General features: G+C 71.6%; 26 protein-coding genes. 3 read left to right on the top strand and 23 right to left on the bottom strand.

Going from position 1 to position 26,506, the window contains the following annotated elements; translation table 11 throughout:
* The first annotated feature begins 164 nt into the window (after positions 1–164).
* Positions 165–1,247, top strand: coding sequence for a lipoate-protein ligase LplAB (gene lplAB / locus ABT354_RS09860; RefSeq protein WP_351491369.1), 1,083 nt, complete (start codon positions 165–167; stop codon positions 1,245–1,247).
* Positions 1,248–1,322: 75 nt separating this feature from the next.
* On the opposite strand, the gene ABT354_RS09855 is transcribed toward lplAB, so the two are convergent.
* The 6 genes from ABT354_RS09855 to ABT354_RS09830 form a co-directional block, all read right to left on the bottom strand.
* Positions 1,323–2,321: a TIGR03842 family LLM class F420-dependent oxidoreductase gene (locus tag ABT354_RS09855; RefSeq protein ID WP_351491367.1), complete on the bottom strand. Its 999-nt coding sequence runs from the start codon at positions 2,319–2,321 to the stop codon at positions 1,323–1,325.
* Between the two features lie 22 nt (positions 2,322–2,343).
* Positions 2,344–3,753, bottom strand: a complete 1,410-nt coding sequence (gene hydA / locus ABT354_RS09850; protein WP_351491365.1) for a dihydropyrimidinase — start codon at positions 3,751–3,753, stop codon at positions 2,344–2,346.
* 99 nt (positions 3,754–3,852) lie between these two features.
* Positions 3,853–5,130, bottom strand: coding sequence for an aspartate aminotransferase family protein (locus tag ABT354_RS09845; RefSeq protein WP_351491363.1), 1,278 nt, complete (start codon positions 5,128–5,130; stop codon positions 3,853–3,855).
* Complete coding sequence (locus ABT354_RS09840; protein ID WP_351491360.1) at positions 5,127–5,969, bottom strand: nitrilase-related carbon-nitrogen hydrolase; 843 nt, start codon at positions 5,967–5,969, stop codon at positions 5,127–5,129. Before ABT354_RS09840 ends, ABT354_RS09845 begins: the two co-directional genes overlap by 4 nt.
* Before the next feature lie 128 nt (positions 5,970–6,097).
* Entirely contained in the window at positions 6,098–6,487 is a 390-nt protein-coding gene (locus ABT354_RS09835; protein WP_351491357.1) for a PPOX class F420-dependent oxidoreductase, read from the bottom strand.
* A gap of 136 nt (positions 6,488–6,623) precedes the next feature.
* Positions 6,624–6,878 carry a helix-turn-helix domain-containing protein gene (locus ABT354_RS09830; RefSeq protein ID WP_351491355.1) on the bottom strand — a complete coding sequence of 85 codons (255 nt, stop codon included), beginning with the start codon at positions 6,876–6,878 and terminating at the stop codon, positions 6,624–6,626.
* Between the two features lie 64 nt (positions 6,879–6,942).
* Here ABT354_RS09830 and map point away from each other — a divergent pair, with 64 nt between their 5' ends.
* Positions 6,943–7,710, top strand: a complete 768-nt coding sequence (gene map, locus ABT354_RS09825) for a type I methionyl aminopeptidase (RefSeq protein ID WP_351491353.1) — start codon at positions 6,943–6,945, stop codon at positions 7,708–7,710.
* A 70-nt stretch (positions 7,711–7,780) separates the two neighbouring features.
* On the opposite strand, the gene ABT354_RS09820 is transcribed toward map, so the two are convergent.
* Together ABT354_RS09820 and ggt are read right to left on the bottom strand one after the other, a co-directional pair.
* Positions 7,781–8,515, bottom strand: coding sequence for a glycoside hydrolase family 75 protein (locus ABT354_RS09820; RefSeq protein ID WP_351491350.1), 735 nt, complete (start codon positions 8,513–8,515; stop codon positions 7,781–7,783).
* Between the two features lie 183 nt (positions 8,516–8,698).
* Entirely contained in the window at positions 8,699–10,525 is a 1,827-nt protein-coding gene (gene ggt, locus ABT354_RS09815) for a gamma-glutamyltransferase (RefSeq protein ID WP_351491348.1), read from the bottom strand.
* A gap of 247 nt (positions 10,526–10,772) precedes the next feature.
* On the opposite strand from ggt, the gene ABT354_RS09810 reads away from it, so the two are divergent.
* On the top strand, positions 10,773–12,365 hold the full coding sequence (locus ABT354_RS09810; RefSeq protein WP_351491346.1) for a CocE/NonD family hydrolase: 1,593 nt from the start codon (positions 10,773–10,775) through the stop codon (positions 12,363–12,365).
* Between the two features lie 52 nt (positions 12,366–12,417).
* Here ABT354_RS09810 and ABT354_RS09805 read toward each other — a convergent pair whose 3' ends face one another.
* The 15 genes from ABT354_RS09805 to ABT354_RS09735 all read right to left on the bottom strand — a co-directional run bounded on the left by ABT354_RS09805 (position 12,418) and on the right by ABT354_RS09735 (position 26,454).
* Positions 12,418–13,293 (bottom strand): amino acid ABC transporter permease, encoded by an 876-nt coding sequence (locus tag ABT354_RS09805; protein WP_351491343.1) that lies wholly within the window; start codon positions 13,291–13,293, stop codon positions 12,418–12,420.
* The gene (locus ABT354_RS09800) at positions 13,290–13,934 is read right to left on the bottom strand and encodes an amino acid ABC transporter permease (RefSeq protein WP_351491341.1); all 645 of its coding nucleotides are present in this window, start codon (positions 13,932–13,934) and stop codon (positions 13,290–13,292) included. The genes ABT354_RS09805 and ABT354_RS09800 overlap by 4 nt, the downstream gene beginning before the upstream one ends.
* 8 nt (positions 13,935–13,942) lie before the next feature.
* Positions 13,943–14,866: a glutamate ABC transporter substrate-binding protein gene (locus ABT354_RS09795; protein WP_351491338.1), complete on the bottom strand. Its 924-nt coding sequence runs from the start codon at positions 14,864–14,866 to the stop codon at positions 13,943–13,945.
* Between the two features lie 17 nt (positions 14,867–14,883).
* The gene (locus ABT354_RS09790) at positions 14,884–15,630 is read right to left on the bottom strand and encodes an amino acid ABC transporter ATP-binding protein (protein WP_351491336.1); all 747 of its coding nucleotides are present in this window, start codon (positions 15,628–15,630) and stop codon (positions 14,884–14,886) included.
* Between the two features lie 183 nt (positions 15,631–15,813).
* Complete coding sequence (locus ABT354_RS09785) at positions 15,814–16,260, bottom strand: DUF6278 family protein (RefSeq protein WP_351491333.1); 447 nt, start codon at positions 16,258–16,260, stop codon at positions 15,814–15,816.
* Positions 16,261–16,329: 69 nt separating this feature from the next.
* Positions 16,330–17,109, bottom strand: a complete 780-nt coding sequence (locus ABT354_RS09780) for an exodeoxyribonuclease III (protein WP_351491330.1) — start codon at positions 17,107–17,109, stop codon at positions 16,330–16,332.
* 54 nt (positions 17,110–17,163) lie between these two features.
* Positions 17,164–17,790, bottom strand: a complete 627-nt coding sequence (locus ABT354_RS09775; protein ID WP_351491327.1) for an MBL fold metallo-hydrolase — start codon at positions 17,788–17,790, stop codon at positions 17,164–17,166.
* A 13-nt stretch (positions 17,791–17,803) separates the two neighbouring features.
* Complete coding sequence (gene pcaDC / locus ABT354_RS09770; protein WP_351491325.1) at positions 17,804–19,087, bottom strand: bifunctional 3-oxoadipate enol-lactonase/4-carboxymuconolactone decarboxylase PcaDC; 1,284 nt, start codon at positions 19,085–19,087, stop codon at positions 17,804–17,806.
* Between the two features lie 107 nt (positions 19,088–19,194).
* The gene (locus ABT354_RS09765; RefSeq protein ID WP_351491323.1) at positions 19,195–19,770 is read right to left on the bottom strand and encodes a hypothetical protein; all 576 of its coding nucleotides are present in this window, start codon (positions 19,768–19,770) and stop codon (positions 19,195–19,197) included.
* A 222-nt stretch (positions 19,771–19,992) separates the two neighbouring features.
* Positions 19,993–21,153 carry an ROK family glucokinase gene (locus ABT354_RS09760; RefSeq protein WP_351492023.1) on the bottom strand — a complete coding sequence of 387 codons (1,161 nt, stop codon included), beginning with the start codon at positions 21,151–21,153 and terminating at the stop codon, positions 19,993–19,995.
* Positions 21,154–21,435: 282 nt separating this feature from the next.
* On the bottom strand, positions 21,436–22,278 hold the full coding sequence (locus ABT354_RS09755) for an ATP-binding cassette domain-containing protein (RefSeq protein WP_351491321.1): 843 nt from the start codon (positions 22,276–22,278) through the stop codon (positions 21,436–21,438).
* On the bottom strand, positions 22,275–23,333 hold the full coding sequence (locus ABT354_RS09750) for an ABC transporter permease (RefSeq protein WP_351491319.1): 1,059 nt from the start codon (positions 23,331–23,333) through the stop codon (positions 22,275–22,277). The genes ABT354_RS09755 and ABT354_RS09750 overlap by 4 nt, the downstream gene beginning before the upstream one ends.
* Positions 23,330–24,343, bottom strand: a complete 1,014-nt coding sequence (locus ABT354_RS09745; protein WP_502983376.1) for a sugar ABC transporter substrate-binding protein — start codon at positions 24,341–24,343, stop codon at positions 23,330–23,332. Before ABT354_RS09745 ends, ABT354_RS09750 begins: the two co-directional genes overlap by 4 nt.
* 209 nt (positions 24,344–24,552) lie before the next feature.
* On the bottom strand, positions 24,553–25,551 hold the full coding sequence (locus ABT354_RS09740; RefSeq protein ID WP_351491317.1) for a sugar ABC transporter substrate-binding protein: 999 nt from the start codon (positions 25,549–25,551) through the stop codon (positions 24,553–24,555).
* Between the two features lie 129 nt (positions 25,552–25,680).
* Positions 25,681–26,454, bottom strand: a complete 774-nt coding sequence (locus ABT354_RS09735) for a GntR family transcriptional regulator (protein WP_351491314.1) — start codon at positions 26,452–26,454, stop codon at positions 25,681–25,683.
* Between the last annotated feature and the right edge of the window lie 52 nt (positions 26,455–26,506).

The raw sequence follows: 26,506 nt of genomic DNA, 5'->3' as shown, positions 1-26,506 counted from the left end.
CGCCGCCGCCCCGGGAGTAGGCTGCTGATGTCCGTGGCACGACCAGTGGTGTGTCCATCGGTATGGGTCCCGGCGACCGGCGGTACGGGTCCCGATGACCCGGCGGTACGCGTCCGGGTGACCGGCGCCGCGGACGGAAGCACACAGCGGCGAAAGGCTCCGGCATGCACGGCGAGTACAAGGTCCCGGGCGGCAAGCTCGTGGTCGTCGACCTGGAGGCGGCGGACGGCGTCCTGCGCGACGTCCGGGTGGCGGGGGACTTCTTCCTGGAGCCCGACGAGGCGATCCTCGCCATCGACCGGGCGCTGGAGGGCGCCCCGGTGGACACCGACGCCTCGGGGCTCGCCGCCAGGATCGACGCGGCGCTGCCGCCCGGTACCGAGATGTTCGGGCTGACCTCCGAGGGCATCGGGGTGGCCGTGCGGCGGGCGCTGGCCCATGCCACCGACTGGACCGACTACGACTGGCAGCTGATCCACGACGCCCCGCAGTCCCCCGCGCTCCATATGGCGCTGGACGAGGTCATCACCGCCGAGGTCGCGGCCGGGCGGCGCCCGCCGACGCTGCGGGTGTGGGAGTGGGGAGCGCCCGCCGTGGTCATCGGCAGCTTCCAGTCCCTGCGCAACGAGGTCGACGCGGAGGCCGCGCGGCGGCACGGCATCGAGGTGGTCCGCCGGATCAGCGGCGGCGGCGCGATGTTCATCGAGCCGGGCAACACCATCACCTACTCGCTCTCCGTCCCCGAGGCGCTGGTCTCCGGGCTCTCCTTCGCCGACAGCTACGCCTATCTGGACGACTGGGTCCTCGGCGCCCTCGGCGACATGGGCGTCAAGGCCTGGTACCAGCCGCTCAACGACATCGCCACCGAGGCGGGCAAGATCGCGGGCGCGGCCCAGAAGCGGGTCGTGGGCAGCGTCGCGGGCGGCGGCACCCGCACCGGCCAGGGGGCCGTGCTCCACCATGTGACCATGGCGTACGACATCGACGCCGACAAGATGCTCGAAGTGCTCCGTATCGGCCGGGAGAAGCTCTCCGACAAGGGCACCACCAGCGCCAAGAAGCGGGTCGACCCGCTGCGCCGGCAGACCGGGCTGCCCCGGGAGGCCGTCATCGAGCGGATGATCGACTCCTTCCGGGGGCGGTACGGGCTGACCGACTCCCGGGTCACCGACGAGGAACTGGCGCGCGCCCGGGAGCTGGTGACGGAGAAGTTCTCCACCCCGGAGTGGATCGCCCGGGTGCCGTAGGCCCCTGGCATCCGTGCCGGCCCCGCCACCGGGACCGGCACGGGTGCCCGCACGAGGGTCCCGGCGCGGGGTGGTTCAGCCCAGCGCGGGGATGACCGAGGCCCCATAGGCGTCCACGGTCTCCTCCTTGGCGTCGTGCATGGCGTAGAGGGCGAACTGGTCGACACCCAGATCGCGCAGCGCCCGTACCTTCTCCACCTGCGCCTCGGCCGGGCCAAGCACACAGAAGCGGTCCACGATGTCGTCCGGGACGAAGTCCGCCGACGGATTCCCGGCCCGGCCGTGGTGGCTGTAGTCGTACCCGTTCCGTGCCGTGATGTACGAGGTCAGCGCCTCGGGGACGGCATCGGAGTGCTCGCCGTAGCGGGCGACCAGATCGGCGACATGGTTGCCGACCATCCCGCCGAACCAGCGGCACTGCTCCCGGGCGTGGTCGAGGTCGTCGCCCACATAGGCGGGGGCGGCCACACAGATGGTGATCGCGTCGGGGTCCCGTCCGGCGTCGGACGCGGCGGTACGGACCGCCGCGACCATGGTCCCGGTGAGATAGGGGTCGGCGAGCTGGAGGATGAGCCCGTCGGCGATCCGCCCGGCCAGGGCCAGCGCCTTCGGCCCGTACGCCGCCATCCACACCGGCAGCCGTCCGTCCCGCACCCAGGGCAGCCGCAGCGGCACCCCGCCCACCAGGGCCTCCCGCCCCTCGGCGAGATCCCGGATGACCTCGATCGCCTCCCCCAGGTGGGCCAGGGTGGTGGGGCGGCGCCCGGCGACCCGCATCGCCGAGTCACCGCGCCCGATGCCGCAGACCGTGCGGTTGCCGTACATCTCGTTGAGGGTGGCGAAGGTGGAGGCGGTGACCTCCCAGGTCCTGGTCCCCGGGTTGGTCACCATGGGGCCGACGATCAGACGCTCGGTGTGGTCCAGGATCCGGCTGTGGATGACGAAGGGTTCCTGCCAGAGCACCGCCGAGTCGAAGGTCCAGCCGTAGCGGAAGCCCTGACGCTCCGCTCGCCGCATCAGCGAGACGACGGCGGAGGCCGGCGGGTCGGTCTGGAGGACGATTCCGAAATCCATGGGCCTGGCTCACTCCTTCTGTTCAGCCGAGGTACTGACAGATTCCGCGCGGGGTGTACCGGCCGTGTCCGGCACGGCCGGTCCAGGTCCGCCGGTCGAGGACGACCTCGCCGCGCGAGAGGACCGTCTCCACCCGGCCGGTGATCCGCCTGCCCTCGTAGGCGTTGTAGTCGACGTTCATGTGGTGGGTGCGCACCGACAGGGTCTGCTCGGTGTGCGGGTCGTAGACGACGATGTCGGCGTCGGAACCGGGCGCGATGGTGCCCTTCTTGGGATAGAGGCCGAACATCCGCGCCGGGGCGGCGCAGGCGATGTCGATCCAGCGGCGGCGGGTGAGGTGTCCGTCGAGAACGGCCTGGTGGAGCAGGTCCATCCGGTTCTCCACGCCCGGGAGTCCATTGGGGATACGGGAGAAGTCGCCGCGGCCCAGCTCCTTCTGGCCGCTGAAGCAGAAGGGGCAGTGGTCGGTGGAGACCACCTGGAGGTCGTCGGTGCGCAGCCCGCGCCAGAGGGCCGCCTGGTGCTCCCGGGGCCGCAGCGGGGTGCTGCACACATACTTGGCCCCCTCGAAATCCGGCTCGGCGAGGTTGTCGGTGGAGAGGAAGAGGTACTGGGGGCAGGTCTCGCCGAAGACCGGCAGCCCCTTGTCCCGGGCGGCGGCGATCTCGGCGAGGGCCTCCTCGGCGGAGACATGGACGACATAGAGCGGGCTGCCCGCGACCCGGGCGAGCTGGATGGCCCGGTGGGTGGCCTCGGCCTCCAGCAGGACCCGGCGGACCTCACCGTGGTAGCGGGGGTCGGTACGGCCCTCGGCGAGCGCCTGTTCCACCAGGACGTCGATGGCGATGCCGTTCTCGGCGTGCATCATGATCAGCCCGCCGTCGGCGGAGGCGCGCTGCATCGCGCGGAGGATCTTCCCGTCGTCGCTGTAGAAGACACCCGGGTACGCCATGAAGAGCTTGAAGCTGGTGACGCCCTCCTGGACGAGATGGTCCATCTCCTTGAGGGACCGCTCGTCGACATCGGAGAGGATCATATGGAAGGCGTAGTCGATGGCGCAGACGCCGTCGGCCTTGGCGTACCAGGCGTCCAGCCCGGCGCGGGGGCTCGTCCCGATGGTCTGGACCGCGAAGTCCACGATGGTGGTGGTGCCGCCCCAGGCGGCGGCGCGGGTGCCGGTCTCGAAGGTGTCGGAGGCGAAGGTGCCGCCGAAGGGCAGCTCCATATGGGTGTGGGCGTCGACACCGCCCGGGATGACATAGCGGTCCGTGGCGTCGACGGTCCGGTCGGCGGTCCAGGACTCGGCGACGGTGGAGCCATGGGCGGCGAGGGCGACGACCCGGCCCTGCTCGATCAGGACATCGGCATGGATCTCATCGGCCGCGGTGACGACCAGTCCGCCGCGGATCACGGTGCGGGTGGCACTGCTCATTGCGGGTGCGCTCCCATCGGATACGGGTGACGGGGCCCGGGAGGAGCCGGGCGGTGCGGGTCCGGTCCTGCCCGGCTCCTCCCGGGCCCCCGGGCGGGGTCACAGGGTCCGCAGGGCCTGTTCGAGTACGCCGGCGCCTTCCTCGGCCTCGGCGATCGTGAGGCTCAGCGGCGGGGCGATCCGCAGCACGCTGGTGTTGTGGCCGCCGCCCCGGCCGATCAGCAGACCGCCCTCCCGGGCGGCCTCCAGGACGGTGGCGGTCGCCTCGGGGTCGGCCTCGTCGGTGCCGGGCCGCACCAGTTCGATCCCGATCATCAGCCCCCGGCCGCGTACCTCCCGGACGGCGGGCACTCCACCGGCGATGGCCCGCAGCCGCTCGATCAGCAGACCGCCGACCCGGCGGGCGTTGCCCGGGAGGTCGTTCTCCAGGAGGTGGGTGAGGTTGGCGAGCCCGGCCGCCATGGTGACGGGGGAACCGCCGAAGGTGGAGATGGAGTGGGCGTCCAGGGAGTTCATGATCCGGGCGGGGCCGACGACCCCGCCGATGGACATGCCGTTGCCGATGCCCTTGGCGAAGGTCAGCAGATCGGGCGGGCCGGCGGCGGCATGGGCCTGCCAGCCCCAGAAGTGGTCCCCGGTGCGGCCCCAGCCTGTCTGCACCTCGTCGGAGATCCACAGGACGCCATGGCGGTTCAGGACCTCCCGGAAGGCCGCGTACAGCCCGTCGGGGGGTGAGGTGAAGCCGCCGACGCCCTGGATGGGCTCGGCGATCAGGGCGGCCGGTGCCCGGGTGTGACCGAGGAGATCCTCCAGGTCGGCGACGCAGGCGGCGATGAACCCGGCGTCGGTCAGCTGCGCGTACGGGCCCCGGGTGCGGACACCGCCGTGGACATAGAGCGTCTGGAGCGGGGAGAGCGACGTCGGCGACCAGGCGCGGTTCCCGGTGAGGGAGACGGCGGAGAAGGAACGGCCGTGGTAGCTGTTGCGCATCGCCAGGATCTGGTTGCCGCCCCGGTGGGCGGTGGCCAGCAGCAGGGCGGTGTCATTGGCCTCGGTGCCGGAGGTGGTGAAGAAGACCCGGGCGTCGGGGATGCCGGAGAGGGCGGCGATCCGCTCGGCCAGCTCCACCATGGGGCGGTTGAGATAGAGGGTGGAGGAGTGGACGATCCGCGCGGCCTGCTCGCTCACCGCCTTGGTGACCTCGGGCAGGGCGTGGGCGGTCATCGTGGTGAGGATGCCGCCGAAGAAGTCCAGATAGCGGCGTCCGCCGGCGTCCCAGACATGGCGCCCCTCGCCCCGGACCAGCTCGATGGGGTCACGGTAGTAGAGGGCCACCCAGTCGGGGAGGACGGCGCGGTGCCGGTCCAGCAGGCTCATGGACGCACCAGCCCCTCGTAGGCGTCGGGCCTCCGGTCTCGGTAGAAGGCCCACTGCCGGCGCACGGTGTCGATCAGGTCGAAGTCGAGGTCCCGGACGACGAGTTCCTCGGTGGTGTCACTGGCGACCTCGCCCACGAACTGTCCGCGCGGGTCCACGAAGTAGCTGGTGCCGTAGAAGTCGTTGTCCCCGTACTCCTCCCGGCCGACCCGGTTGATCGCGGCGATGAAGTACTCGTTGGCGACGGCGGCGGCGGGCTGCTCCAGCTGCCAGAGGTGGGCCGAGAGACCGCGTGAGGTGGCGGACGGGTTGTAGACCAGCTGGGCGCCCTCCAGGCCGAGTTGCCGCCAGCCCTCGGGGAAGTGGCGGTCGTAGCAGATGTAGACGCCGATCCGGCCGGCGGCGGTCTCGAAGACGGGCCAGCCCTTGTTCCCCGGGCGGAAGTAGAACTTCTCCCAGAACCCCTCGACCTGCGGGATGTGGTGCTTGCGATAGGCGCCGAGGAAGGTGCCGTCGGCGTCGATCACGGCGGCGGTGTTGTAGTAGAAGCCGGAGTCCTCGATCTCGAAGACGGGGGCGACGACCACCATGCCGGTCTCCCGGGCGAGTTCCCGCATCCGCCGGACGGTGGGCCCGTCGGGGACGGGCTCGGCCCAGCGGTAGTGCTCGGGGTCCTGCACCTGACAGAAGTAGGGGGCGTTGAAGACTTCCTGGAAGCCGATGACCCGGGCACCCCGGCGGGCGGCCTCACGGGCGTGTTCCTCATGTTTGGCGATCATCGACTCGGTGTCGCCGGTCCAGGTCGCCTGGACCAGCGCGGCGCGTACGACATGGGTCACGAGCTGCTCCTTCGGCCGGGCGTCAGAGAGCTTCTACGCACGTAGACGCGGTGCGTAGAGGGAGAACGTAAGCCCCGCCACAGGCTGGGGCAAGACCATCGCCACCCCCCGGAGCACCGGATCGGGATTCACCCGGACGGGGGATCCAGGGTGATCGTGATCCCGGTGTGCGGCCGGACGCCCCGGCGGAACAGGGCGGCGGGCCGGTCGATCAGCCAGAACTGCCAGCCGTATTTGCGGGCCACCAGGGTACGGATGGCGGAGGGGTTGTCCAGCAGTTCGGCGGTGCCGGTGCGGTGCGGGGTGCCGTCGGCGATCCGGCCGCGCACATCGCAGACGGCGACGGTGACCCGGGGGTCGCGGCGCAGCCGCTTGACCTTCCAGGATTCGCTGTTGGTCCAGACATGGAGCTGTCCGCCGTCCAGGGCGAACCAGACGGGGGTGGCGACCCCTGTGCCGTCCCTGCGGTAGGTGGTCACACTGATGTACCGGGCTTTGGCCAGATCGTCGGCGGTCACCCGGCGAGCGTACGCCCCGGCGGGGGTCCGGGCGACCCCGGGAACCCCGTCGAACCGGCCCCCTCGGGCTCGCGGTTCCGGGAGTGTCGGGCCGCCGGGCTCGCGGGCCCCGGGGGTGTCAGGGACTCCGGGGGTGTCAGGCCGCCGGACTCAGGGCGCAGCGGGACATCAGATCGTCCATGGAGAGGCCCAGCTCCGCCGCGAGGGCCGCGACCGTGAAGAAGGCGGGGGTCGGCGCCCGGCCGGTCTCGATCTTGCGCAGGGTCTCGGCGGAGACACCGGCACCCGCCGCGATCTCCACCATGCTGCGGTCGCCGCGCGCGCTCCGCAGCAGCCGGCCGAGCCGCTCGCCGCGTTCGCGCTCTTCGGGGGTGAGGGGTGTACGCACCATGCCGTTATTCTAATGCCGGTGGGACCGGTATGAGAATAACGGTCGGACCGGTATAGTAATTGGCATGATGCAGCTCAAGAGCGACCCCTCCATCGAGGCGATGCGCGCGTCCGGACGGATCGTGGCACGTGCCCTCACCGCCGCCCGGGAGGCCGCCGCCGTCGGCACCTCCCTGCTGGACCTGGACCGTGCGGCCCGCGCGGTGCTGGCGGAGGCCGGGGCCACCTCCCCCTTCCTCGGCTACCACCCCGCCTGGGCCCCCACCCCCTTCCCCGCCGTCCTCTGTGTCTCCGTGAACGACGCCGTCGTCCATGGCGTGCCCCATGACTACCGGCTGCGCGACGGCGACCTGGTGAGCGTGGACTGCGGGGCCGTCCTCGACGGCTGGGCCGGGGACGCCGCCCTCAGCTTCACCGTGGGCCGGGCCCGCCCCGAGGACACCGCGCTCATCGCCGTCGCCGAGGACGCCCTGCGCGCGGGGATCGAGGCGGCGGTCGTCGGCAACCGGATCGGGGACATCGCCCACGCCGTCGGCCAGGTGTGCCGGCGGGCGGGTGTGGGGATCCCCGAGGGCCTCGGCGGCCATGGGATCGGCCGGAGCATGCACGAGGACCCCTCCGTCCCCAATGAGGGCCGCCCCGGGCGCGGGGTGCCGCTGCGCCATGGCATGGTGCTGGCGATCGAGCCCATGGTGATCGCGGGCGGCGGCGACCGGCACTGGACGGACCGGGACGGCTGGACCATCCGCAGCCTCGACGGCAGCCGCGCCGCGCACGCGGAGCACACGGTGGCGATCACCGACGACGGCCCCCGGCTGCTCACGGTCCTCTGAGGCCACCGATTCTCCTCAAGGCCTCCGCGTCCCCTGAGGCCGGTCCCGGCCCCGCCGCCCGCTCCCCCGCTCAGCCCCGGGCCGTCAGAAAGCTCCGCGCCAGCTCCTCCCCCCGGGCCACGGCGGCGGCATGGCTGTCGATCGGGGCGACCCGGGCGTTCTTGAAGAGGATGTAGGTCACCCCCGCGTCGGCCCCTCCGGTCCGCGGGTCGGAGTCGATACCCAGCGCCTCGGCCATCGCATAGGACGCCTCGCCGATGGTCCGCGCGGGCCCGGTGTCCCCCACCACACCGAAGCGCACGATGTCGCCGTGGACGACCGCGACCACCGATCCGCCGCCGATCCCCCACTCGGGGAAGCGCCAGAGCGGGCTGGGCGCGGGCACCACCACGAACGGCAGGGTCTCCGCGTTCAGCGGCTGCCCGTCGGAGCCGCCGAACGCGGTGTGCGGCAGAAAGTACGGATCGGTCGCGGAGTTGCAGCGGGCGGTGGGGCGGCCGTCGCAGTCGATGTCGAGATCCGCCTTCCAGAACACCGCGTCCCCGGCGTCACAGACCGGGACCGTGGCCGCCGACGCGAGATCGGTGCGGTAGAGGCCGCGGGAGATCTGGGCGCACCCCGCCACCCGCGCCAGCAGCGCCGCCGCCGTGACCGGCTCCGCCGCACCACCGCCCGCCCGCGCGCCGCCGCCCGCCCCCGGGACGGCGGCGATCCGCTCGGGCCCGCCCTCCGGGGCCGGTTGGGCGGGCACGGGCAGCAGGGCGACACCGAGCGCGGTGGAGAGGGCGAACGCCTGGACGAGCATGGGCCACAGGGCCTTTCTCTGCGATATGCATGGAAAGGCAACCTTTACCGCATAACACCCCGAATCCCTGCTTTAACGGGGCCGCGTCGGCCCGCCCGGCGGTGAACGCGTGCCGCCCGCCCGGGTGTCGGACCCGGACGGGCGGTACCTGTGTGGCAGGGAGAGCGACGGGCGGTACGGGGATCAGCGGCGGTCCGGGTCCGGCTCGACGACCATCGCCGAACCGCCGCCCCGGCGGACCTTCTCGGCGGCGGCCAGCCAGCGCCCGTCGGGCAGCCGCTCCACCCCGGTCGCCGCGCCGATCTCCTGGGTCAGCCGGAAGCGATGGCCGATCCGTTCGAGTCCGGGCCGCAGGGAGCCCTCCCAGAGCGCGGGCTCGATATCGGTCAGGCTCTGGTTGCGCTGGCTGGCCCGGGGCGCCGCGATGGCCTCCACCAGCGGCATCCCCCGGTCCAGGCGGTTGGTCAGCGTCTGGAGGACGGTGGTGATGATGGTCGAGCCGCCCGGTGTGCCCACCGCGAGCAGCGGCTCACCGTCGTCCAGCACGATCGTCGGGGAGATCGAGGAGCGCGGGCGCTTGCCGGGCCCCGGCAGATTGGGGTCGTGCACCGCCGGGTTGGCCGGGGCGAAGGAGAAGTCCGTCAGCTCGTTGTTGAGCAGGAAGCCCCGGCCCGGCACGGTGATGCCGCTGCCGCCGGTCGACTCGATGGTCAGGGTGTACGCGACGACATTGCCCCACTTGTCGGCGACGGTGAGATGGGTGGTGTTGTCGCCCTCATGGACGAGGGGCACCGGCTTGCCCGCCAGTTTGCAGCGCTTGGGCGAACGCGGGTCACCGGGGGCCAGCGGGCTGGTGAGCACGGCGTCGTTCCGGATCAGACAGCCCCGGGCGTCGGCGAATTTCTGCGAGAGCAGCCCCTCCACGGGCACCTTCTCGAAGGCGGGGTCGCCCACCCAGCGGCCCCGGTCGGCGAAGGCGATCCGGCTGGCCTCGATGAGGCGGTGCAGATAGCGGCTCTTGGTCGCCTTCGACAGATCGGTGCGCTCCAGGATGTTCAGCGCCTCGCCGACCGTGGTGCCGCCGGAGGAGGACGGCGCCATGCCGTAGACGTCCAGCCCCCGGTAGGAGATCCGGGTGGGCGCGCGGCGGATCGTCTCGTACTCCCGCAGATCCCGGGCGGTCAGACCGCCGGGCCGCACCGTGCGGGTGGCCTTGGGGTCGACCGGGGGGGTGCGCACCGTACGGACGATGTCCCGGGCGATGTCCCCCCGGTACAGCGCGCGGGTGCCCTCCCGGCCGATCTCCCGGTAGGTGCGGGCCAGATCGGGGTTCTTGAGGACCGAGCCGACGACCGGCAGCCGGCCGTCCGGCAGGAAGAGCTTCGCCGTGTCGGGGAAGTCCGCGAACCGGGCCTGGTTGGCCTGGGTCTGGGCGCGGAAGGTGGCGTCGACCCGGAAGCCGTCGCGGGCCAGCCGCTCGGCGGGCTTCAGCAGTTCGGCCAGGGGGCGGGTGCCCCAGGCGGCCAGCGCGGTGTCCCAGGTCGCCGGGACGCCGGGGACCCCGACCCCCAGGCCGCTGGTCTGGCCCTCCTCGAACGGGATCGGCCTGCCGTTCTCCAGGAAGAGCGAGGAGTCGGCCGAACGCGGTGCCGTCTCCCGGCCGTCGACGGTGCGCACCTTGCCGGTGGCCGCCTCGTACACCACGAAGTAGCCACCGCCGCCGATGCCCCCGGAGTACGGCTCGGTGACCCCGAGCGCGGCGGAGGTCGCGACGGCGGCGTCCACCGCGTTGCCGCCGCGCCGCAGCACCTCGATCCCGGCGGCGGAGGCGTCGGCGTCCACACTGGCGACGGCGCCGCCGTGGCCGACGGCGACCGGGACCTTCACCGGGGTCCGGGACCGCTCCTGCGGCGCCGCCCCGGACGCGGCGGGGGCCACCGCGGCCACCGAGGACATCAGGGCCGCGACGGCGGTGAACACCGCCGCGTTCCGCCCGGCTGAGCGAGTCATTCCTACCTCCGGTCCACAGCTGTGCGCGCACTGTAGCCCCACCTCCCGTGCTCCGTCCGGATTTCGACCGCGAGGAGGCGCAGAACACAGCGTGGTTGGCCGAAGTTGACGGTACGACGCTTGGGGCGACGGGGGCGAGTAATCGTTACCGCCGCGTAACTTACCGGGGAGTTACCGATGGTAAGCCGTTCCGGTTACGGTCGGCCCAGACCCCCCGCACCCACCGCACTCCCCCGAGGAGGGACCCGTGGGACGTACCCGACAGGCCCTGCGCACCGCCGCGACCGGCGCCGTCTCCATCGCTCTGCTCACCGGGCCGGTGGCCGCCGCCGCGCCCGCCACCGTCACGACCGCCGGCGCGGAGTCGGCGACCCCGGCCCCCTCGGTCCGCTTCGTCGACATCCCCGGCGACGGCGGCACCGTGCTCAAGGCGAATGTGGTCACCCCCGCGGGAGCCGCGCGCGGCGGCCCGTACCCCCTGGTCGTCCTGCCCACCAGCTGGGCGATGCCGCAGATCGAGTATCTCGCCCAGGCCAAGCAGCTCGCCGCCGCCGGCTATGTGGTCATCGGGTACAACTCCCGCGGCTTCTGGCAGTCCGGCGGCGAGATCGAGGTCGCCGGGGCCCCGGACATCGCCGACGCCTCCCGGGTCATCGACTGGGCCCTCGCCCACACCCCCGCCGACCCCGGGCGGATCGGCATGGCCGGGGTCTCCTACGGCGCCGGGATCAGTCTGCTGGCGGCGGCCGAGGACCCAAGGATCAGGGCCGTGGTGGCGCTCAGCGGCTGGGCCGATCTCATCGACGCCATCTACAGCGGACGCACCCAGCACCGCCAGGCGGCCGCGCTGCTCACCGGCGCGGGCTTTCTCACCGGGCGCCCCAGCGCCGAACTCCGCCAGGTCATGGCGGACTTCCTGGGCTCCCGGCTGGACCGCGAGGAATCCATGATCGCGTGGGGGAAGAAGCGCTCCCCCGCCGAACGGGTGGCACGGATCAACGCCCATGGCACGGCCGTGATGCTCGGCAACGCCTGGGGCGACTCGATCTTCCCGCCCAACCAGTACGCCGCCTTCTACGAGCGGCTCAAGGGGCCCAAGCGGCTGGAGTTCCGCCCCGGCGACCATGCCACGGCGGAGGCCACCGGGCTCTTCGGGCTGCCCAACGACACCTGGACCAGCGCCCGCCGCTGGCTCGACCACCATCTGCGGGGCGTGGACAACGGGGTCGACCGGGAACCGCCGGTCCGGCTGAAGTCCCGCTCCGACGGCGGGTACGAGGGGTACCGCGACTGGGCCTCGGTGGGGCGCGCCGAGCGGGTGGTGCCCCTGGACGGCACCCAGCGGATCGCCACCGGTGTCGACTCCGGCGCCAACGGCGGCACCGTCTTCCTCTCCGGGATGCTGGACCAGTTCCTCCGGGTGCCCCCGGTCGCCTCCCTCCCGCTGCTGCCCCGCGCGTTCGCGGCGGTGTGGCAGACCGAGCGGTACGCCTCGCCGCAGCGGATCCGCGGCACGGCCCGGCTGCACACCACGGTCACCGCCACCAGGTCGAGCGGCACCCTCGTCGCCTATCTCTACGACGTGGGGCCGCTCGGCCTCGGCAGGCTGGTCACCAGTGCCCCGTACACCTTCCACGGCCGGACACCCGGCTCGCCGTTCGCCGTCGACCTGGAGCTGTTCTCCACCGCCTATGACGTTCCGGCAGGCCACCGTCTCGCCGTGGTCGTCGACACCGTGGACCCGCTCTACAACGAGCACAACCCGGCCGGGGCGCAGCTGACCTTCTCCTCGCCGACCGGCGACCCGTCCCGCCTGTCGGTGCCGCTGCGCGAGGAGTGATCACCGGCTGCCGCCTTCGGGCCCGGTTGATGCCCTGCACTGCTGTCCGGTCCTACATCCTCCCGGTGGCCGTGGGATCCCCGGGCAGCAGTGTCCCTGGTTCGGCCGGGGCGATGTCCACGGCCTCCGTCTTCGGGTTGCGGCGCTGCCGTCTGGCCACCCAGGTGGCGAACCAGGAGAGCAGCATGCAGAGCCCGATGTAGATCGGGGAGATCACCATCACCACGGGGATGAACGGCAGATCGTAGTCGAGGTTCGACGCGATGAGCTTGCCCGCGTGCAGGAACTCCTCATAGGTGATCAGGTAGCCCAGGGAGGTGTCCTTCAGCGCCACCACCAGCTGGCTGATGATGGCGGGCAGCATCGCCCGTACCGCCTGTGGCACCAGGACATAGGTCATGACCTGGGTCTTGCGCAGACCGAGGGCGTATGCGGCCTCCCGCTGCCCTCGGTCCACCGAGTGGACACCCGCGCGGAACACCTCGGCGAGGACCGATCCGTTGTAGAGGGTGAGCCCGGCGACCAGCGCGGGCAGCGGCTGGACCTTGAGCGCCACAAAGATGAAGAAGATCATCACCAGGACCGGCATGGCGCGGAAGAACTCCACCAGCAGGGTGGCGACCCAGCGCACCGGGGCGTGGTCGGAGAGCCGGCCGCAGGCGAGGATCCCGCCGAGCACCAGGGAGAGCACGGAGGCGTAGGCGAAGGCCTTGAGGGTGTTGCCGAGCCCCCGCAGCAGCAGCTCCTGGATGCCCTTGTACTCGAAGGGGGCCCACTTGGCCGCCGTGAACTGCCCGGTGTCGAAGAGGAGGTAGAGGATCCAGCCGAGCAGCGCCACGATGGCCGCGGTGGTGAGGACGCCGTAGAGCCGGTGGCGGCGGCGGGTCCGGGGCCCGGGGATGTCGTAGAGAGCGGTGGAATCGGTCATCGGGCAACCCCATAGCGCTTCTCCAGCACGTTGAACAGCGCACTGATGGTGAGGGTGATGATCAGATAGCCGACGGCGATCCAGACGAAGGTCCAGACGATGTTGTAGCCCAGCTCGCTGAGGGTCTTGTAGGTGCTGAGCAGCTCGGTGACGCTGAAGGCCCCGGCGATGGCGGAGTTCTTGGCCAGGGCGATCAGGGTGGAGCCCACCGGGGGGATGACGGTACGGAACGCCTGGGGCAGCACCACCAGGGTCAGGGTCTGGCCGAAGCTCATTCCCAGGCTGCGGGCGGCCTCCCCCTGGCCCCGGGGCACGGTGTTGATACCGGCGCGCAGCGCCTCGCAGATGAAGGCGGAGGTGTAGCAGCCGAGTGCCAGGACGGCGAAGACGGTGAACGGCAGCACCAGGCCGAAGCGGGGCAGTCCGAGGAGCACCGCGAAGAAGAGCAGGGTGAGCGGGGTGTTGCGGAGCACGGTCACCCAGGTGGTGCCGATGGCCCGCAGCGCGCCGACGGGTGCCACCCGGAAGGCGGCCATCAGAAAGCCGAGGGCGAGGGCGAGGAGCGAGGCGAAGAAGGTCAGTTCGACGGTGCCGAGGAAGCCCTCGGCATAGACGGAGAAGTTGTCGGTCAGTACGTCCATGGCTCACCTCAGCCCGCCGGGTAGCGGTCGATCGGGGGCGGCTTCGGGGCGGGGACTCCGGAGAGGCCGAGGGTGGCGTCGTACGCCTTCTCCCAGTTGCCGTTGGCCTCGTTCTCGGCGAGGGCGTCGTCGATGGCGAAGCGGAGGGCGTTGTCGGAGCGGGGTACGCCGATGCCGTAGGGCTCCTGGGAGAAGGGGGCGCCGACGACGCGGAGTTCGTCGGGGGCCTTGGCGGCATAGCCGGTGAGGATGGCGTTGTCGGTGGTGACGGCGTCGACCTGGTAGGTCAGCAGATTGTCGACACAGATGGAGTAGGTGTCGTAGGCGACCAGGTCGGCCTTCGGGTAGTCCTCCTTGATGCGCTGGTACGGGGTGGAGCCGGTGGCCGAGCAGACGCGTTTGCCGGCCAGGTCCTGGGGGCCGTGGATATCGGTCTCGTCCGCACGGACCAGCAGATCCTGGCCGGCCATGTAGTAGGGCCCGGCGAAGCCGACGAGCTTCTTGCGGTTGTCATTGATGGTGTAGGTGCCGACGTAGTAGTCGATCTGCCCGTTCTGGAGGGCGGTCTCGCGGTTGGCGGATGCGATGGTGACAAAGCGGATACGGGCCGGGTCGAGGCCGAGCGACGCGGAGACCATCCGGGCGATCTCGATGTCGAAGCCGGAGTAGAGGCCGGTCGCCGGGTCCTTCTCGCCGAGGTAGGGCTGGTCCTCCTTGACGCCGACGGTGAAGTGCCCCCGCTTCTCGGCGCGGCGCCAGGTCGGGGAGGAGTCGAGCCGGAACGAGGTGTTCACCCGGTACTGGGGCAGCGCCTCGGGCTGGGGGCCCTTCACCGGGGGGCTGCCCTCCTTGCCGCAGCCGGCGACCGCCAGGAGCGGGACGAGCAGCAGGGCGAGCAGCAGCGCCGCGGGGGCGTGTCGGGTACGTGCCATCGTGCCTGCGCCCCCGGTCAGTGCTTGAGGATCTTGGAGAGGAAGTCCCGGGCCCGGTCGGTCTCCGGGTGGGTGAAGAAGTCCTCCGGGGAGCGGTCCTCGATGATCCTGCCGTCGGCCATGAAGACGACCCGGTTGGCGGCGGAGCGGGCGAAGCCCATCTCATGGGTGACGACGACCATCGTCATGCCGTCCCGGGCGAGTTGCAGCATCACCTCCAGGACCTCGTTGATCATCTCGGGGTCGAGGGCGGAGGTGGGCTCGTCGAAGAGCATGACCTTGGGGTCCATGGCGAGCGCGCGGGCGATGGCCACCCGCTGCTGCTGGCCGCCGGAGAGCTGGGCGGGGTACTTCTCCGCCTGGGAGAGGAGTCCGACACGGTCGAGGAGTTCCCGGGAGCGCCGGGTGGCCTCGTCCTTCTTCCGGCCCCGGACCTTGATGGGGGCGAGCGAGACATTGTCGAGGACGGTGCGGTGGGCGAAGAGGTTGAAGGACTGGAAGACCATGCCCACGTCGGCACGGAGGGCGGCGAGCCCCTTGCCCTCGTCGGGGAGGGGTTTCCCGTCGATCAGGATGTCCCCGGACTCGACGGCCTCCAGCCGGTTCATGGTGCGGCAGAGGGTCGACTTGCCGGAGCCGGACGGTCCGATGACCACGACCACCTCACCGCGCCCGACGGCGAGGTCGATGTCCTGGAGTACGTGCAACTGTCCGTAGTGCTTGTTGACGCCCCGCAGTTCGATCAACGGATCGACGACGGCCATACGCTGCCCTGCCCCACTCATCGGTTCTCGGGTCAGCGCAAACTATCCAGGCCGGTCGGGGAGTTCGCGCCCGACACGCATGGGCGGGCATAAGCCGTATTTACCGCTTTACCACCGAGGCGCCCCGCCCCTTCGCCGCTGAGGTGACCCGCCCCGGCCGTGGGCTGCGGCCGGTACCGGCGGTCATGCCTCGGCGGCCTCGGCATAGACCTGGGCGAGCTGGGGCGCCCCGGTGAGGGCCCAGTCGAGCCCGGCCTCCACCACACCGATCTCCCGTCCGGAGGCGAGCCGGACCACCGGGTGGCCGCCGGGCCAGATGTGCCAGCGCGCGCCCGGGACCGTGCGCACGATGACCGTACCGAGGTAGAGCCCGGCGTCATTGCCGACCCAGGGCAGCTCCTCCGGGTCGTCGCGCCAGCGCGGCGGGAGCTGGTCGAGGGCGGTGAGCGAGGCCGGGGTGTCGTCCAGGGCGAGTCCGCGCTCCTCCGCCCGGACCCGCAGCAGTTCGCACTCGGACAGCAGCTCGGCGATGCCCTCGGCGCGCTCCGGGTCGCTCTCGTCGGTGGAATCCCCGGGTGAGGGCCGCGCGCCCTGCTTCTTGAGCCAGTTGTCCAAGAAAGGGATGTTCATACCACTCAGCGTCGCATCCCCGGGGCCGTGCGCACCACAGGCGCGCACGGTACGGCCCCCGGATCGGGCTCAGACCTCCAGGTCGACCACGACGGGTGCGTGGTCGGACGCGCCCTTGCCCTTGCGCTCCTCACGGTCGACATAGGAGTCCTTGACGGCGTCCGCGAAGGGGGTGTTCCCGTAGACCAGGTCGATGCGCATACCGCGGTTCTTGGGGAAGCCGAGCTGGCGGTAGTCCCAGTAGGTGAAGGGGTGGTCGTACTTGAGCGGGCGGGGCAGCACATCGGCGAGACCGGTCGAGCGCAGCTCCGCCAGGGCGGCCCGCTCCGGCTCGGTGACATGGGTGGCGCCCTCGAAGGCCGCGCGGTCCCACACATCGTCGTCGGTGGGGGCGATGTTGTAGTCGCCGAGGACGGCGAAGGGGCGGGGGCCCGCGGCGTCGGCGGCGACCGCCTCCTTCAGCGCGGCGAGCCAGGCCAGCTTGTAGGTGTAGTGATCGTGCGCGACCTCCCGGCCGTTGGGCACATAGACCGACCAGACCCGGACCGGGCCGCAGGTCGCGGAGACCGCCCGGGGCTCGGCCACGCCACCGTACTCGGGGCCGCCGGGCAGCCCCCGGACGACATCGGCGAGGCCCACACGGGAGACCAGGGCGACGCCGTTCCACCGGCCGTCGGCGTGGACGGCGGACTCATAGCCGATCTCCCGGAGCTGCTCGGCGGGGAACTGCTCCTCGGTGCACTTGGTCTCCTGTATGCACAGGACATCCGTGCCGCTGCTCTCCAGCCAGGCGAGCAGCCGGGGGAGCCGGGCGGTGACCGAGTTGACGTTCCAGGTGGCGATGCGCATGGAGGGAAGCCTAACGCCGGGGTACGACAGTCACGTACCGTGACGGACCGGTCGTCACAGGTCGATGCTCTCCCCGGGGGTGAGACGGGTGTGCTCCGCGCCGCCCAGCAGGGCGATCTGGTTGTCGTAGATCGGCCGTGCGATCTCGGTCAGCAGGGCGTCATGGATGTCGACGGCGAGCCGGGGGCGGACCTCGCGGACGTAGTCGATCACTTCGGAGATCTTGTTCCAGGGGGCGTGGACCGGCAGCATCAGCAGGTCGACCGGGGTGTCGGGCACGGTGAGCGCGTCACCGGGGTGGAAGAGCGTCCCCTCGACCAGAAACCCCACATTGGTGATCCTCGGCAGATCCGGGTGGATCACGGCATGCAGCTCGCCGTGGACCCGGACATCGAATCCGGCGGCGGTGACGGTGTCGCCGTGGCCCACGGTGTGCACCCGGCCGGGGAACGCCGCCGCCAGCCGCCCGGCGACACTCCCGAGCGTCCACACCTCGGCCCCGGACTCCAGCGCCGCGCGCACCCGTCCCTCGTCGAAGTGGTCCGGGTGCTCATGGGTGATCAGTACGGCGTCGGCGCCCCGGGCGGCGTCCTCCTCGCTGAAGGCCCCGGGATCGATCACCAGGGTCGCGCCGTCCTTCTCCAGCCGGACACAGGAATGCCTCTGCTTGGTGAGCCTCATGGCTCCCATCCTGCTACGGGCTGGGCGCGGTCTCCTCCCGGATCACCTCACCGGCGACCGCGAAGGCGGCGTTCGCGGCGGGGATGCCGCAGTAGACGGCGGTGTGCAGCAGGATCTCCCGGATCTCGTCCGGGGTGAGGCCGTTGCGCAGCGCGGCCCGGGTGTGCACGGCCAGCTCCCGCCGGTGGCCGCCCGCGACCAGGGCGGCGAGCGTCACGGCGCTGCGGGTGCGCCGGTCCAGGCCGTCCCGGGCCCAGACCTCGCCCCAGGCGTACCGGGTGACCAGGGACTGGAAGTCGGCCGTGAAGCCGTCCGTGCCGGCCTCGGCGGTGACCCGGTCGACATGGGCGTCGCCCAGCACCTCCCGGCGGATCCTGGTCCCCGGGCCGAGGGGGTCGGCGGGGGTCTCGGGGGGCGGCGGGGGTGCCGCGGGGGCGATCTCGGCGATGGGGGCGACCGGAACGGACCCGGCGGGCACGGGCTGCGCCGGGACACCGGTCGGCACGGGGATGCCGGAGTGGGTGTCCTGGGCGACCCCGGCGAAGTGGCGCAGCAGCAGATCGGTGACGGCGGCGGGCTGCTCCACGGGGGCGAGATGGGAGGCCCCGGGCACCAGGGCGAGCCGGGCGTCGGGTATCCCGGCGACCAGGGTGCGGGCCTCGGCGGGGCCGGTGATCTGGTCCTCGGAGCCCACCAGGACCAGTGTGGGCACCCCGACCCTGCCCAGCTCGGCACGGGCGTCGAAGGCGGCCAGCGCCTCGCAGGCGGCGATGTAGCAGCCGGGGTCGGTGGTGCGGACCATGGTCACGGCCCACTCCACGATCGCGGGCTGGGCGGCGGCGAAGTTCTGGGTGAACCAGCTCTCGGGGGCGCTGCGCGCCATCGGGTCGAGGCCATTGGTCCGCACCACGACGCCCCGGCGGCGGAACTCGTCGGCGGTACCGAACCGGGGCGAGGCGGAGACCAGCGCCAGCGAGGCCAGCCGCTGGGGGTGGCGCAGCGCCAGATCGATGCCGATGGCCCCGGCGATGGCGCAGCCCGCGTAACCGAAGCGGTGGATGCCCAGCTCGTCGAGGGTGGCCAGCAGCCGGTCGGCGAGTTCGCCGACGGAGTGCGCGGGGTGGGCGGGGGCACCGCCGTGGCCCGGCAGGTCGTAGCGGAGGACCCGCCACTCCTGGGACACCTCCGCGATCTGCCGGTCCCACATGTGCCAGGTCGTCCCGAGAGAGGGGCCGAGGATGAGGACGGGTGCGTCGTCGGGGCCGTCGATGCGGTACTGGAGGGTCCGGTGGGGCATCGTCGGCGCGTGGGGGGGGCATCTGCGTCTCACTCACCCGCCCCACCGTAGTGACTCCGGGGTCAGCGGGGGGCGCGGACCCCTCGGCTCACACCTTCAGGTGCCTCTCAGGGGGTCGCCGTGGAGACGACATACACCGTGGGCCGGGTGGAATCGGTCAGGTCCACGACGATGTCCCGGTCGGGGCGGGGCCGCTTGCCGTCGCGTTCGGTGCCGTACCACTCCCGGTCGGTGGTGAAGTCCCAGCCGGCGGTGTCCGCGTCGCGGTCGCCGATGGTGACACCGCCCTCGCGGAGGGTGTCGCGGGGGGTGCCCGTTTTGGTGAGGAAGCGGTCCAGTCCGGACGGGGTGGTGGTGAACTGGACATACAGGCGGCTGGTGCGCCAGTTGCTGGTCTCGAAGTAGGCGACTTCGGTGGATTTGGCCGGGATGGGCACCTCGAAGATCCGCCGCTTCATCTGCGAGGGCCAGCTCTCGCGCAGTCCGCTGGCGGATGATTCGGTCGCTTTGTCCCGGCCGCTCTCACGGCTCTGCTGGGCGGAGATCACCAGATATCCGGCGGGAATGCCGATGAGCAGGACGATGGTGATCGCCGTGAACCAGCGGCGGAGGATCATCCGCCGCCGCCCCTCGGGGGGCCGGGGGCTGTCGTCCGGGGAGGTGGGCTGGCGCGGGACGGTCATGAGGGGGAGGTTCCTGAAGGCTCGCGAAAGTTCCTGGGGTGGTGCGGACAGGCTGTGAAGTCTACGGGTCCCGGACAGTGGGGGAGGAATCCGGCGGACGGGGACGCTTGCCCCCGTACCGGCCCGCCCCCGGTCGACTCCTGTTCCGGGGTGGCTCCCGCTCGGGGGCGGCTGCCGCTCCGGGCCGGTTACCGCTCCGGGACGGTTACTGCTCCGGGACGGTTACTGCTCCGGGGCGGAGCGGACGGAGGTGGAGTTCCGCAGCGCCTGCGCGTACCGCTCGTACCGCTCATGGCGCTCCACCCGGCGGCGGTTGGCCCGGCGGAAGCGGCGGGCGACCAGCCGGGCGAGGTCCGCGGCGCCGACCATGCCCGCCTCGGGGCCCAGCTCGGCGCGGGCGATCCGGGCCTCCGGGCGGTAGCCGCGGCCGGTGAGATGGCGCCGGAAGGCGTCCCGGGCCGGGCCGATGAGCAGATCGTCGGCGGCGCTGACCCCGCCGCCGATGACAAAGCAGGAGGGGTCGAGCGCGGCGGCGAGATTGGCGATGCCGACCCCGAGCCACTGGCCGATGTCCTGGAGCAGCTCCACACACATCGGGTCGCCCTCACGGGCCAGCTCGGTGATGAGCGGTCCGGTGATGTCCCCGACATTGCCGCCGACGCGGTCGATGAGGGTGTGGGCGACCGGGGACTCGGCGGCGGCCAGCTCACGGGCCTCCCGCACCAGGGCGTTGCCGGAGCTGTACTGCTCCCAGCAGCCCCGGTTGCCACAGGGGCAGCGATGGCCACCGGGGACGACCTGCATATGGCCGAACTCGCCGGCGACCCCGTACTTGCCCCGCTTGACCTGGCCGTCCTCCAGGATCGCGCCACCGATACCGGTCCCGAGGGTGATCATCACCAGATGATCCTCGCCCCGGCCGGCGCCGAAGCGCCACTCCGCCCAGGCGGCGGTGTTGGCGTCGTTGTCGACCAGGACCGGGACGGCGAGCCGGGCGGAGAGGGCGTCCCTCAGGGGCTCGTTCCGCCAGGCCAGATGGGGGGCGAAGAGGACCTTGGAGCGGTCGGCGTCCACCCAGCCCGCCGCCCCGATGCCCACCGCGTGCACATCGTGCCGGTCGGAGAGGTCGAGGACCAGCTCGCAGATGGTGTCCTCGACGACCTTGGGGCTCTTGGACTTGTCGGGGGTCTCGGTACGGACCTTCTCCAGGATGACGCCGTCGGCGTCGACCACGCCCGCCATCACCTTGGTGCCGCCGATGTCGATGCCCACGGTGGGGACGCGGGGCGCGGTCAGATGGGAGCGGCGCTCCCGGGGGCCGGAGGTACGCAGGACGGTGCCGCGGGCGGAGCCGCGGTGGGCGAGTTCGCGGTAGCCGCTCACCGGGTGAGGTCCCGGGCTGCGGAGGTGAGGAGGGCGGGTGCTGCTCGCACGGGTCGCGTCGTCCCTGGTGTCGTCGGGGCCGGGGCCGTGCGGCGGCTTTCCGTACGGGGTCCGGCGGCGGGCGGCGCCCGCCGCGGACGATTCTGCCACTTGCGCACCCGGCGGGCGTGGGCGGCGGTACGGGCCCCGGCGCGGGTCCGGTGCGGTGTGACGGCATCGGACCCACGCCGGGGTACGGGCGGACACGCGCCGGGGCGCGGCGAGGAGGCGCGCCGGGGCGGCTCAGCCGGCGGGCGGCTCGGGGGTGGCGCGCTCCAGCTCATGGCGGAGGTCGTCCAGCTCGCTGCCGCCCGCCATCTGGCGGGTCAGCTCGTCGAGGGTGACCGAGTCCTTGGAGTGGCTCGCGGTCATGGTGCCCCGCTTGAGCAGGACGAAGCGGTCGCCGACGAGATAGGCGTGGTGCGGGTTGTGGGTGATCAGCACCACACCGAGACCGGCGTCCCGGGCGGCGGCGACGTACTTGAGGACGACACCGGACTGCTTGACGCCGAGGGCGGCGGTGGGCTCGTCCAGGACGAGCACCTTGGCCCCGAAGTAGACGGCGCGGGCGATGGCGACACACTGCCGCTCACCACCGGAGAGGGTGCCGATCGGCTGGTCCACATCGCGCAGGTCGATGCCCATCCGCAGCAGCTCGGTCCGGGTGGTCTCGCGCATCTTCGCCACATCGAGCCGCTTGAAGGGGCCGGAGCCCTTCACCGGCTCGGAGCCGAGGAAGAAGTTCCGCCACACCGGCATCAGCGGGACGACCGCGAGGTCCTGGTAGACGGTGGCGATCCCCCGGTCCAGGGCCTCCCGGGGGCTGGCGAGACGGGTCTCCTCGCCCTCGATGGCGAGGCGTCCCGCGTCATGCTGGTGCAGCCCTGCGATGATCTTGATCAGGGTGGACTTGCCGGCGCCGTTGTCCCCGAGGACACAGGTGATCTCCCCGGCGTGCACCACCAGCGAGACGCCCTCCAGGGCCCGGATGTTGCCGTAGTACTTGCTGACGTCGTCCAGCTCGACCAGAGCGGTACCCGTCATCGTGTCGCCGTCCCCCGTCATCGTGTCGCCGTCCCCCGTCATCGTGTGGTCGCCTCCGCCCGCTTGCGGACCCAGGCGTTCAGCAGGGTGGCCAGCAGCAGCATCGCGCCGAGGAAGAACTTGAACCAGTCCGGGTTCCACTCCGCGTAGACGATGCCCTTGCTGGTCATGCCGAAGATGAACGCGCCCACCGCGGAGCCGATCGCGGAGCCGTAGCCGCCGGTGATCAGACAGCCGCCGATGACGGCCGCGATGATGTAGATCAGCTCATTGCCGACGCCCTCGCCGGACTGGACCACATCGAACGAGAAGAGCAGATGCTGTCCGGAGATCCAGGCGGCGAAGGCGACGCCCATGTAGAGGAAGATCCGGGTCCGGGTGACCGGGACACCGACCGCGCGGGCGGCGTCCGGCCCGCCGCCGACGGCGAAGATCCAGTTGCCGAAGCGGGTCCGCAGCAGGATCCAGGTGGCCAGCGCGACCAGTCCGATCCACCACAGGATGGTGACCTTGATCGTGACATCGCCGAAGGTGAACTCGGAGGCGAAGAGCGCCTTGGCGGAGGCGAAGCCCTCCATGTCGGCGATGGACTTGGTGGAGACCGTGCCGCTGATCAGCTTGGTGAAGCCGAGATTGAGCCCGGTCAGCATCAGGAAGGTGCCCAGCGTGATGATGAAGCTGGGCAGCTTCGTCCGGGTGAGCAGCACCCCGTTGAAGACCCCGACCGCCAGGGTGACCAGCAGCGACACCAGGACGCCCACCCAGACGTTCGCCGTCATCTGATAGCTGACCATCGAGGAGATCAGGGCGGAGCTGGTGACCAGCACACCGGCCGAGAGATCGAACTCGCCGCCGATCATCAGCAGCGCGACCGGTACGGCCATGATCCCGATGGTGGAGGAGGCGTACAGCACCGTGGAGAAGCTGGACGTCTGGAGGAAGGAGTCGGCGACCAGGGAGAAGAAGATGAAGACCGCGACCGCGCCGACCACGGATCCCAGCTCGGGGCGGCCCAGCAGGCGGCGCAGCGGTGGGGTGTGCAGCAGCCGTTCGTCGCTGCCCTTCCCGGCGTCGGCCGGGGGTGCGCCGGCGGTCATCGGGTCCCCCGCTTGGTGTAGTCCTCCAGCTCACCGGCGTCCTCGCGGGTGATGATCTGCGGGCCGGTCAGCACCGGCTGTCCGCCGCCGAGGACATCGGCGTTGTAGCGGTAGAGCCAGAGCAGGTCGACGGCCTCGTACCCCTGGAGGAAGGGCTGCTGGTCGACGGCGAAGCCGAGGGTGCCGTCCTTGACGGCGGCGGCGACCTTGGCGTTGAGGTCGAAGGTGACGACCTCGGCCTTGCTGCCCGCGGAGTCCTTGGCCTTGACCGCGGTGTCCGCGAAGGGGGCGCCGAGGGTGACCACCGCGTCGATGGAGCGGTCGGTCTGGAGCTTGGCCTCGATGGACGACTGGACGTCGGGCATGTTGGTGCCCTCGACATAGAGGTTCTGCACCTCGCCGTCGAAGGTCTTCTTCACCCCGGCGCAGCGCTGCTCATGGCCGACATTGCCCTGCTCGTGCAGGACACAGACGGCCTTCTTGCGCCCGCGCTCGTTCAGCTCGTCGCCGACGGCCTCGCCCGCGATGGTCTCGTTCTGCCCGATATGGGTGAGCGCGCCGAAGGCACGGGACTCCTCGGAGCCCGAGTTCACGGTGACCACCGGGATGCCGGCGTCGACGGCCTTCTTGACCACGGCCTTCATGGCGTCGGGCTTGGCGAGGGTGACGATCAGCCCGTCGACCTTCTTGTCGATCGCGGTCTGGACCAGCTGGGCCTGCTGCTGCCCCTCGTCGTTCTTGGAGTAGAGGAAGTTGATGTTGTCCTTGGCGGCGGCCTCCTCGGCTCCGCGCTGGACGATGTCCCAGAAGGTGTCGCCATCGCCCGAGTGGGTGACCATGGCGAAGGTCCACCGGGGGGTGGAGACGGCGGCCTTGCCCGCCGCGGCCTGGGCCTTGCGGGCGTCCTCGGCGCGCTTGCCCCCGGTGCTGCTGCATCCCGCCAGGGAGGCCCCGAGCACCGCCGCCAGCACCGCGCCCAGTGCGCGTACCCCTGTCCTTGCCCTTGCCACGGTGCCGTGCCCTTCTTGCCGTACTGTCCGGTGCGACCGGGGGGCGGTTTGTCGCACCCCAACCGCCCAAGTATGGGTCACGGCCGGTCGGCGGGTGGGCATCGGGTGCGCCGGGTGCCCGTCGCACCGTCGGACGGCATACCCCGGGAGGGTTACCCGGGCCGTCGGGGCGGGGAGTGCGCGGGGCGCCGGGAGCCGGGCCCGGCGGGTCATCGGGTGCCCTCGGCCGTGAGCTTCTCCAGGGCCTCGGCGTCGTCCCGGGTGACCAGCGCCGGACCGGTGAGGACGGGCCTGCCGCCGCCGACCGTGTTGCGGTTGACCTTGTGCAGCCAGAGCTGGTCGACGGCGAGATATCCCTGGAGATAGGGCTGCTGGTCGACGGCGAAGCCGATCTCCCCGGCCTTGAGCCGCTTGATCACCTCGGCGTTGAGGTCAAAGGTGTCGACCTCGGCCTTGCTGCCCGCGCCGGATCGGGCCTTCACGGAGGCGGCGGCGAAGGGGGCGCCGAGGGTGACGACGGTGTCGATGTCCCGGGTGCTCTGGAGTTTGGCCTCGATGGAGGAGGTCGACTGGGGCATGTTGACCCCCTCGACATTCAGATTCTCCACCGTGCCCCGGAAGGTCTTCTTCACTCCGGCGCAGCGGGCCTCCAGGGAGACATTGCCCTGTTCGTGGATGACACAGAGGGCCTTCTTGCGCCCCCGCTCGTTCAGCGCCTCGCCGACGGCCTCACCGGCGACGGACTCGTCCTGGCCGATGTGGCCGAGTGCGCCGACCTCGCGCTGGAACTCCCCGCCGGAGTTGATCGTGATCACCGGGATGCCGGCGGCGACGGCCTTCTTGACCACGGCCTTCATGGCCTCGGGCTTGGCGAGGGTGACGATCAGCCCGTCGACCTTCTGGTCGATATAGGTCTGGACGAGCTGGGCCTGTTCCTTGCCCTCCTTGTGGGCGGCGTAGAGGAATTCGGCGTTGTCCTTCCGGGCGGCGACCTTCGCGCCGTTCTGGACGATGTCCCAGAAGGTGTCGCCCTCGCCGGAGTGGGTCACCATGGCGATCTTCAGCCGTTCGGTGGCCGCGGGGACCCCGCCACCGCCGCCCCGGTCGGGCCGGTCCTCGGACTTCTTCCCGCCGGATCCGCTGCATCCGGTGACGACGACAAGGGCGCACATGACGAACAGGGCCGTGGCCGTGCGATGCGTACGCATGGGTCGGAACCGCCTTCCCTCCCGGCCGCCCGATTGCGGCTGGGTGCGTTTCTACGGCGGCCGGGTTGCCCCGTCAAGACTTTGTCCGAACATTCTTACGGGCCAGACATGGGGGACCCGGTCGGGCCCTCAGGGGCGGACCAGGAGCTGGAACTCGAAGGCATAGCGGGACGCCCGGTAGAGATGGGAGCCGTGCTCGACCGGCCGCCCGGTGTCGTCGAAGGTGGTGCGCTCCATGGTGAGCAGCGGCGCGCCCGGCTCCTCGGCGAGCTTCTGCGCCTGCCCGGCGTCGGCCGAGCGGGCCCCGACCGACTGGCGGGCGCTGTGCAGGGTGATCCCGGCGGCCCGCATCAGCCGGTAGAGGCCGGTGGCCTCCAGCGCCCCGGTGTCGCAGTCGAGCAGCCCGGCGGGGAGGTGGTTGGTCAGCAGGGCCATGGGCTCGCCATGGGCGTACCGCAGCCGCTCGATCAGCCGGACCTCGGTGCCCTCGGCCACCCCGAGGGCGGCGGCGGCCGAGGCCCCGGCCGGGGCGACGGTGTCGCGCAGCACCACGGTGGCGGGGCGCTGGCCGGCCGCCTCCAGGTCGTCGTAGAGGCTGCTCAGCTCCAGCGGGCGCTTGACCTGGCTGTGCACCACCTGGGTGCCGACCCCGCGACGGCGTACCAGCAGTCCCTTGTCCACCAGGGACTGGATCGCCTGGCGTACGGTCGGCCGGGAGAGCCCGAGGCGCCCGGCCAGCTCGATCTCATTGCCGAGCAGGCTGCCCGGGGTCAGCACCCCCCGCTCGATCGCCGCCTCCAGCTGCTGGGAGAGCTGGAAGTAGAGCGGGACCGGACTGGTGCGGTCCACGCCGAGTTGGAGGGAGAGGGAGCTTTCCGATACACGTCTGGGCTGAGTGGGCACGGGGCGAGCGTAGTCGCCGCCGATGACGGCGGGAAGCCGGGAAGTCCGGAAG

It is taken from the genome of Streptomyces sp. NPDC000594, assembly GCF_040299965.1.
Classification (GTDB): Bacteria; Actinomycetota; Actinomycetes; order Streptomycetales; family Streptomycetaceae; genus Streptomyces.
The sequence above is the reverse complement of the archived record's forward strand: the minus strand, read 5'-3'. Positions and strand labels throughout refer to the sequence as shown.

What these genes read in the sequence shown, in the direction of transcription:
- lplAB (WP_351491369.1), top strand. Translation starts at nt 165, where the DNA reads ATGCACGGCGAGTACAAGGTCCCGGGCGGCAAGCTCGTGGTCGTCGAC.
- ABT354_RS09855 (WP_351491367.1), bottom strand. Translation starts at nt 2,321, where the DNA reads ATGGATTTCGGAATCGTCCTCCAGACCGACCCGCCGGCCTCCGCCGTC.
- hydA (WP_351491365.1), bottom strand. Translation starts at nt 3,753, where the DNA reads ATGAGCAGTGCCACCCGCACCGTGATCCGCGGCGGACTGGTCGTCACC.
- ABT354_RS09845 (WP_351491363.1), bottom strand. Translation starts at nt 5,130, where the DNA reads ATGAGCCTGCTGGACCGGCACCGCGCCGTCCTCCCCGACTGGGTGGCC.
- ABT354_RS09830 (WP_351491355.1), bottom strand. Translation starts at nt 6,878, where the DNA reads ATGGTGCGTACACCCCTCACCCCCGAAGAGCGCGAACGCGGCGAGCGG.
- map (WP_351491353.1), top strand. Translation starts at nt 6,943, where the DNA reads ATGATGCAGCTCAAGAGCGACCCCTCCATCGAGGCGATGCGCGCGTCC.
- ABT354_RS09820 (WP_351491350.1), bottom strand. Translation starts at nt 8,515, where the DNA reads ATGCTCGTCCAGGCGTTCGCCCTCTCCACCGCGCTCGGTGTCGCCCTG.
- ggt (WP_351491348.1), bottom strand. Translation starts at nt 10,525, where the DNA reads ATGACTCGCTCAGCCGGGCGGAACGCGGCGGTGTTCACCGCCGTCGCG.
- ABT354_RS09805 (WP_351491343.1), bottom strand. Translation starts at nt 13,293, where the DNA reads ATGACCGATTCCACCGCTCTCTACGACATCCCCGGGCCCCGGACCCGC.
- ABT354_RS09800 (WP_351491341.1), bottom strand. Translation starts at nt 13,934, where the DNA reads ATGGACGTACTGACCGACAACTTCTCCGTCTATGCCGAGGGCTTCCTC.
- ABT354_RS09795 (WP_351491338.1), bottom strand. Translation starts at nt 14,866, where the DNA reads ATGGCACGTACCCGACACGCCCCCGCGGCGCTGCTGCTCGCCCTGCTG.
- ABT354_RS09790 (WP_351491336.1), bottom strand. Translation starts at nt 15,630, where the DNA reads ATGGCCGTCGTCGATCCGTTGATCGAACTGCGGGGCGTCAACAAGCAC.
- ABT354_RS09785 (WP_351491333.1), bottom strand. Translation starts at nt 16,260, where the DNA reads ATGAACATCCCTTTCTTGGACAACTGGCTCAAGAAGCAGGGCGCGCGG.
- ABT354_RS09780 (WP_351491330.1), bottom strand. Translation starts at nt 17,109, where the DNA reads ATGCGCATCGCCACCTGGAACGTCAACTCGGTCACCGCCCGGCTCCCC.
- ABT354_RS09775 (WP_351491327.1), bottom strand. Translation starts at nt 17,790, where the DNA reads ATGAGGCTCACCAAGCAGAGGCATTCCTGTGTCCGGCTGGAGAAGGAC.
- pcaDC (WP_351491325.1), bottom strand. Translation starts at nt 19,087, where the DNA reads ATGCCCCACCGGACCCTCCAGTACCGCATCGACGGCCCCGACGACGCA.
- ABT354_RS09765 (WP_351491323.1), bottom strand. Translation starts at nt 19,770, where the DNA reads ATGACCGTCCCGCGCCAGCCCACCTCCCCGGACGACAGCCCCCGGCCC.
- ABT354_RS09755 (WP_351491321.1), bottom strand. Translation starts at nt 22,278, where the DNA reads ATGACGGGGGACGGCGACACGATGACGGGGGACGGCGACACGATGACG.
- ABT354_RS09750 (WP_351491319.1), bottom strand. Translation starts at nt 23,333, where the DNA reads ATGACCGCCGGCGCACCCCCGGCCGACGCCGGGAAGGGCAGCGACGAA.
- ABT354_RS09740 (WP_351491317.1), bottom strand. Translation starts at nt 25,551, where the DNA reads ATGCGTACGCATCGCACGGCCACGGCCCTGTTCGTCATGTGCGCCCTT.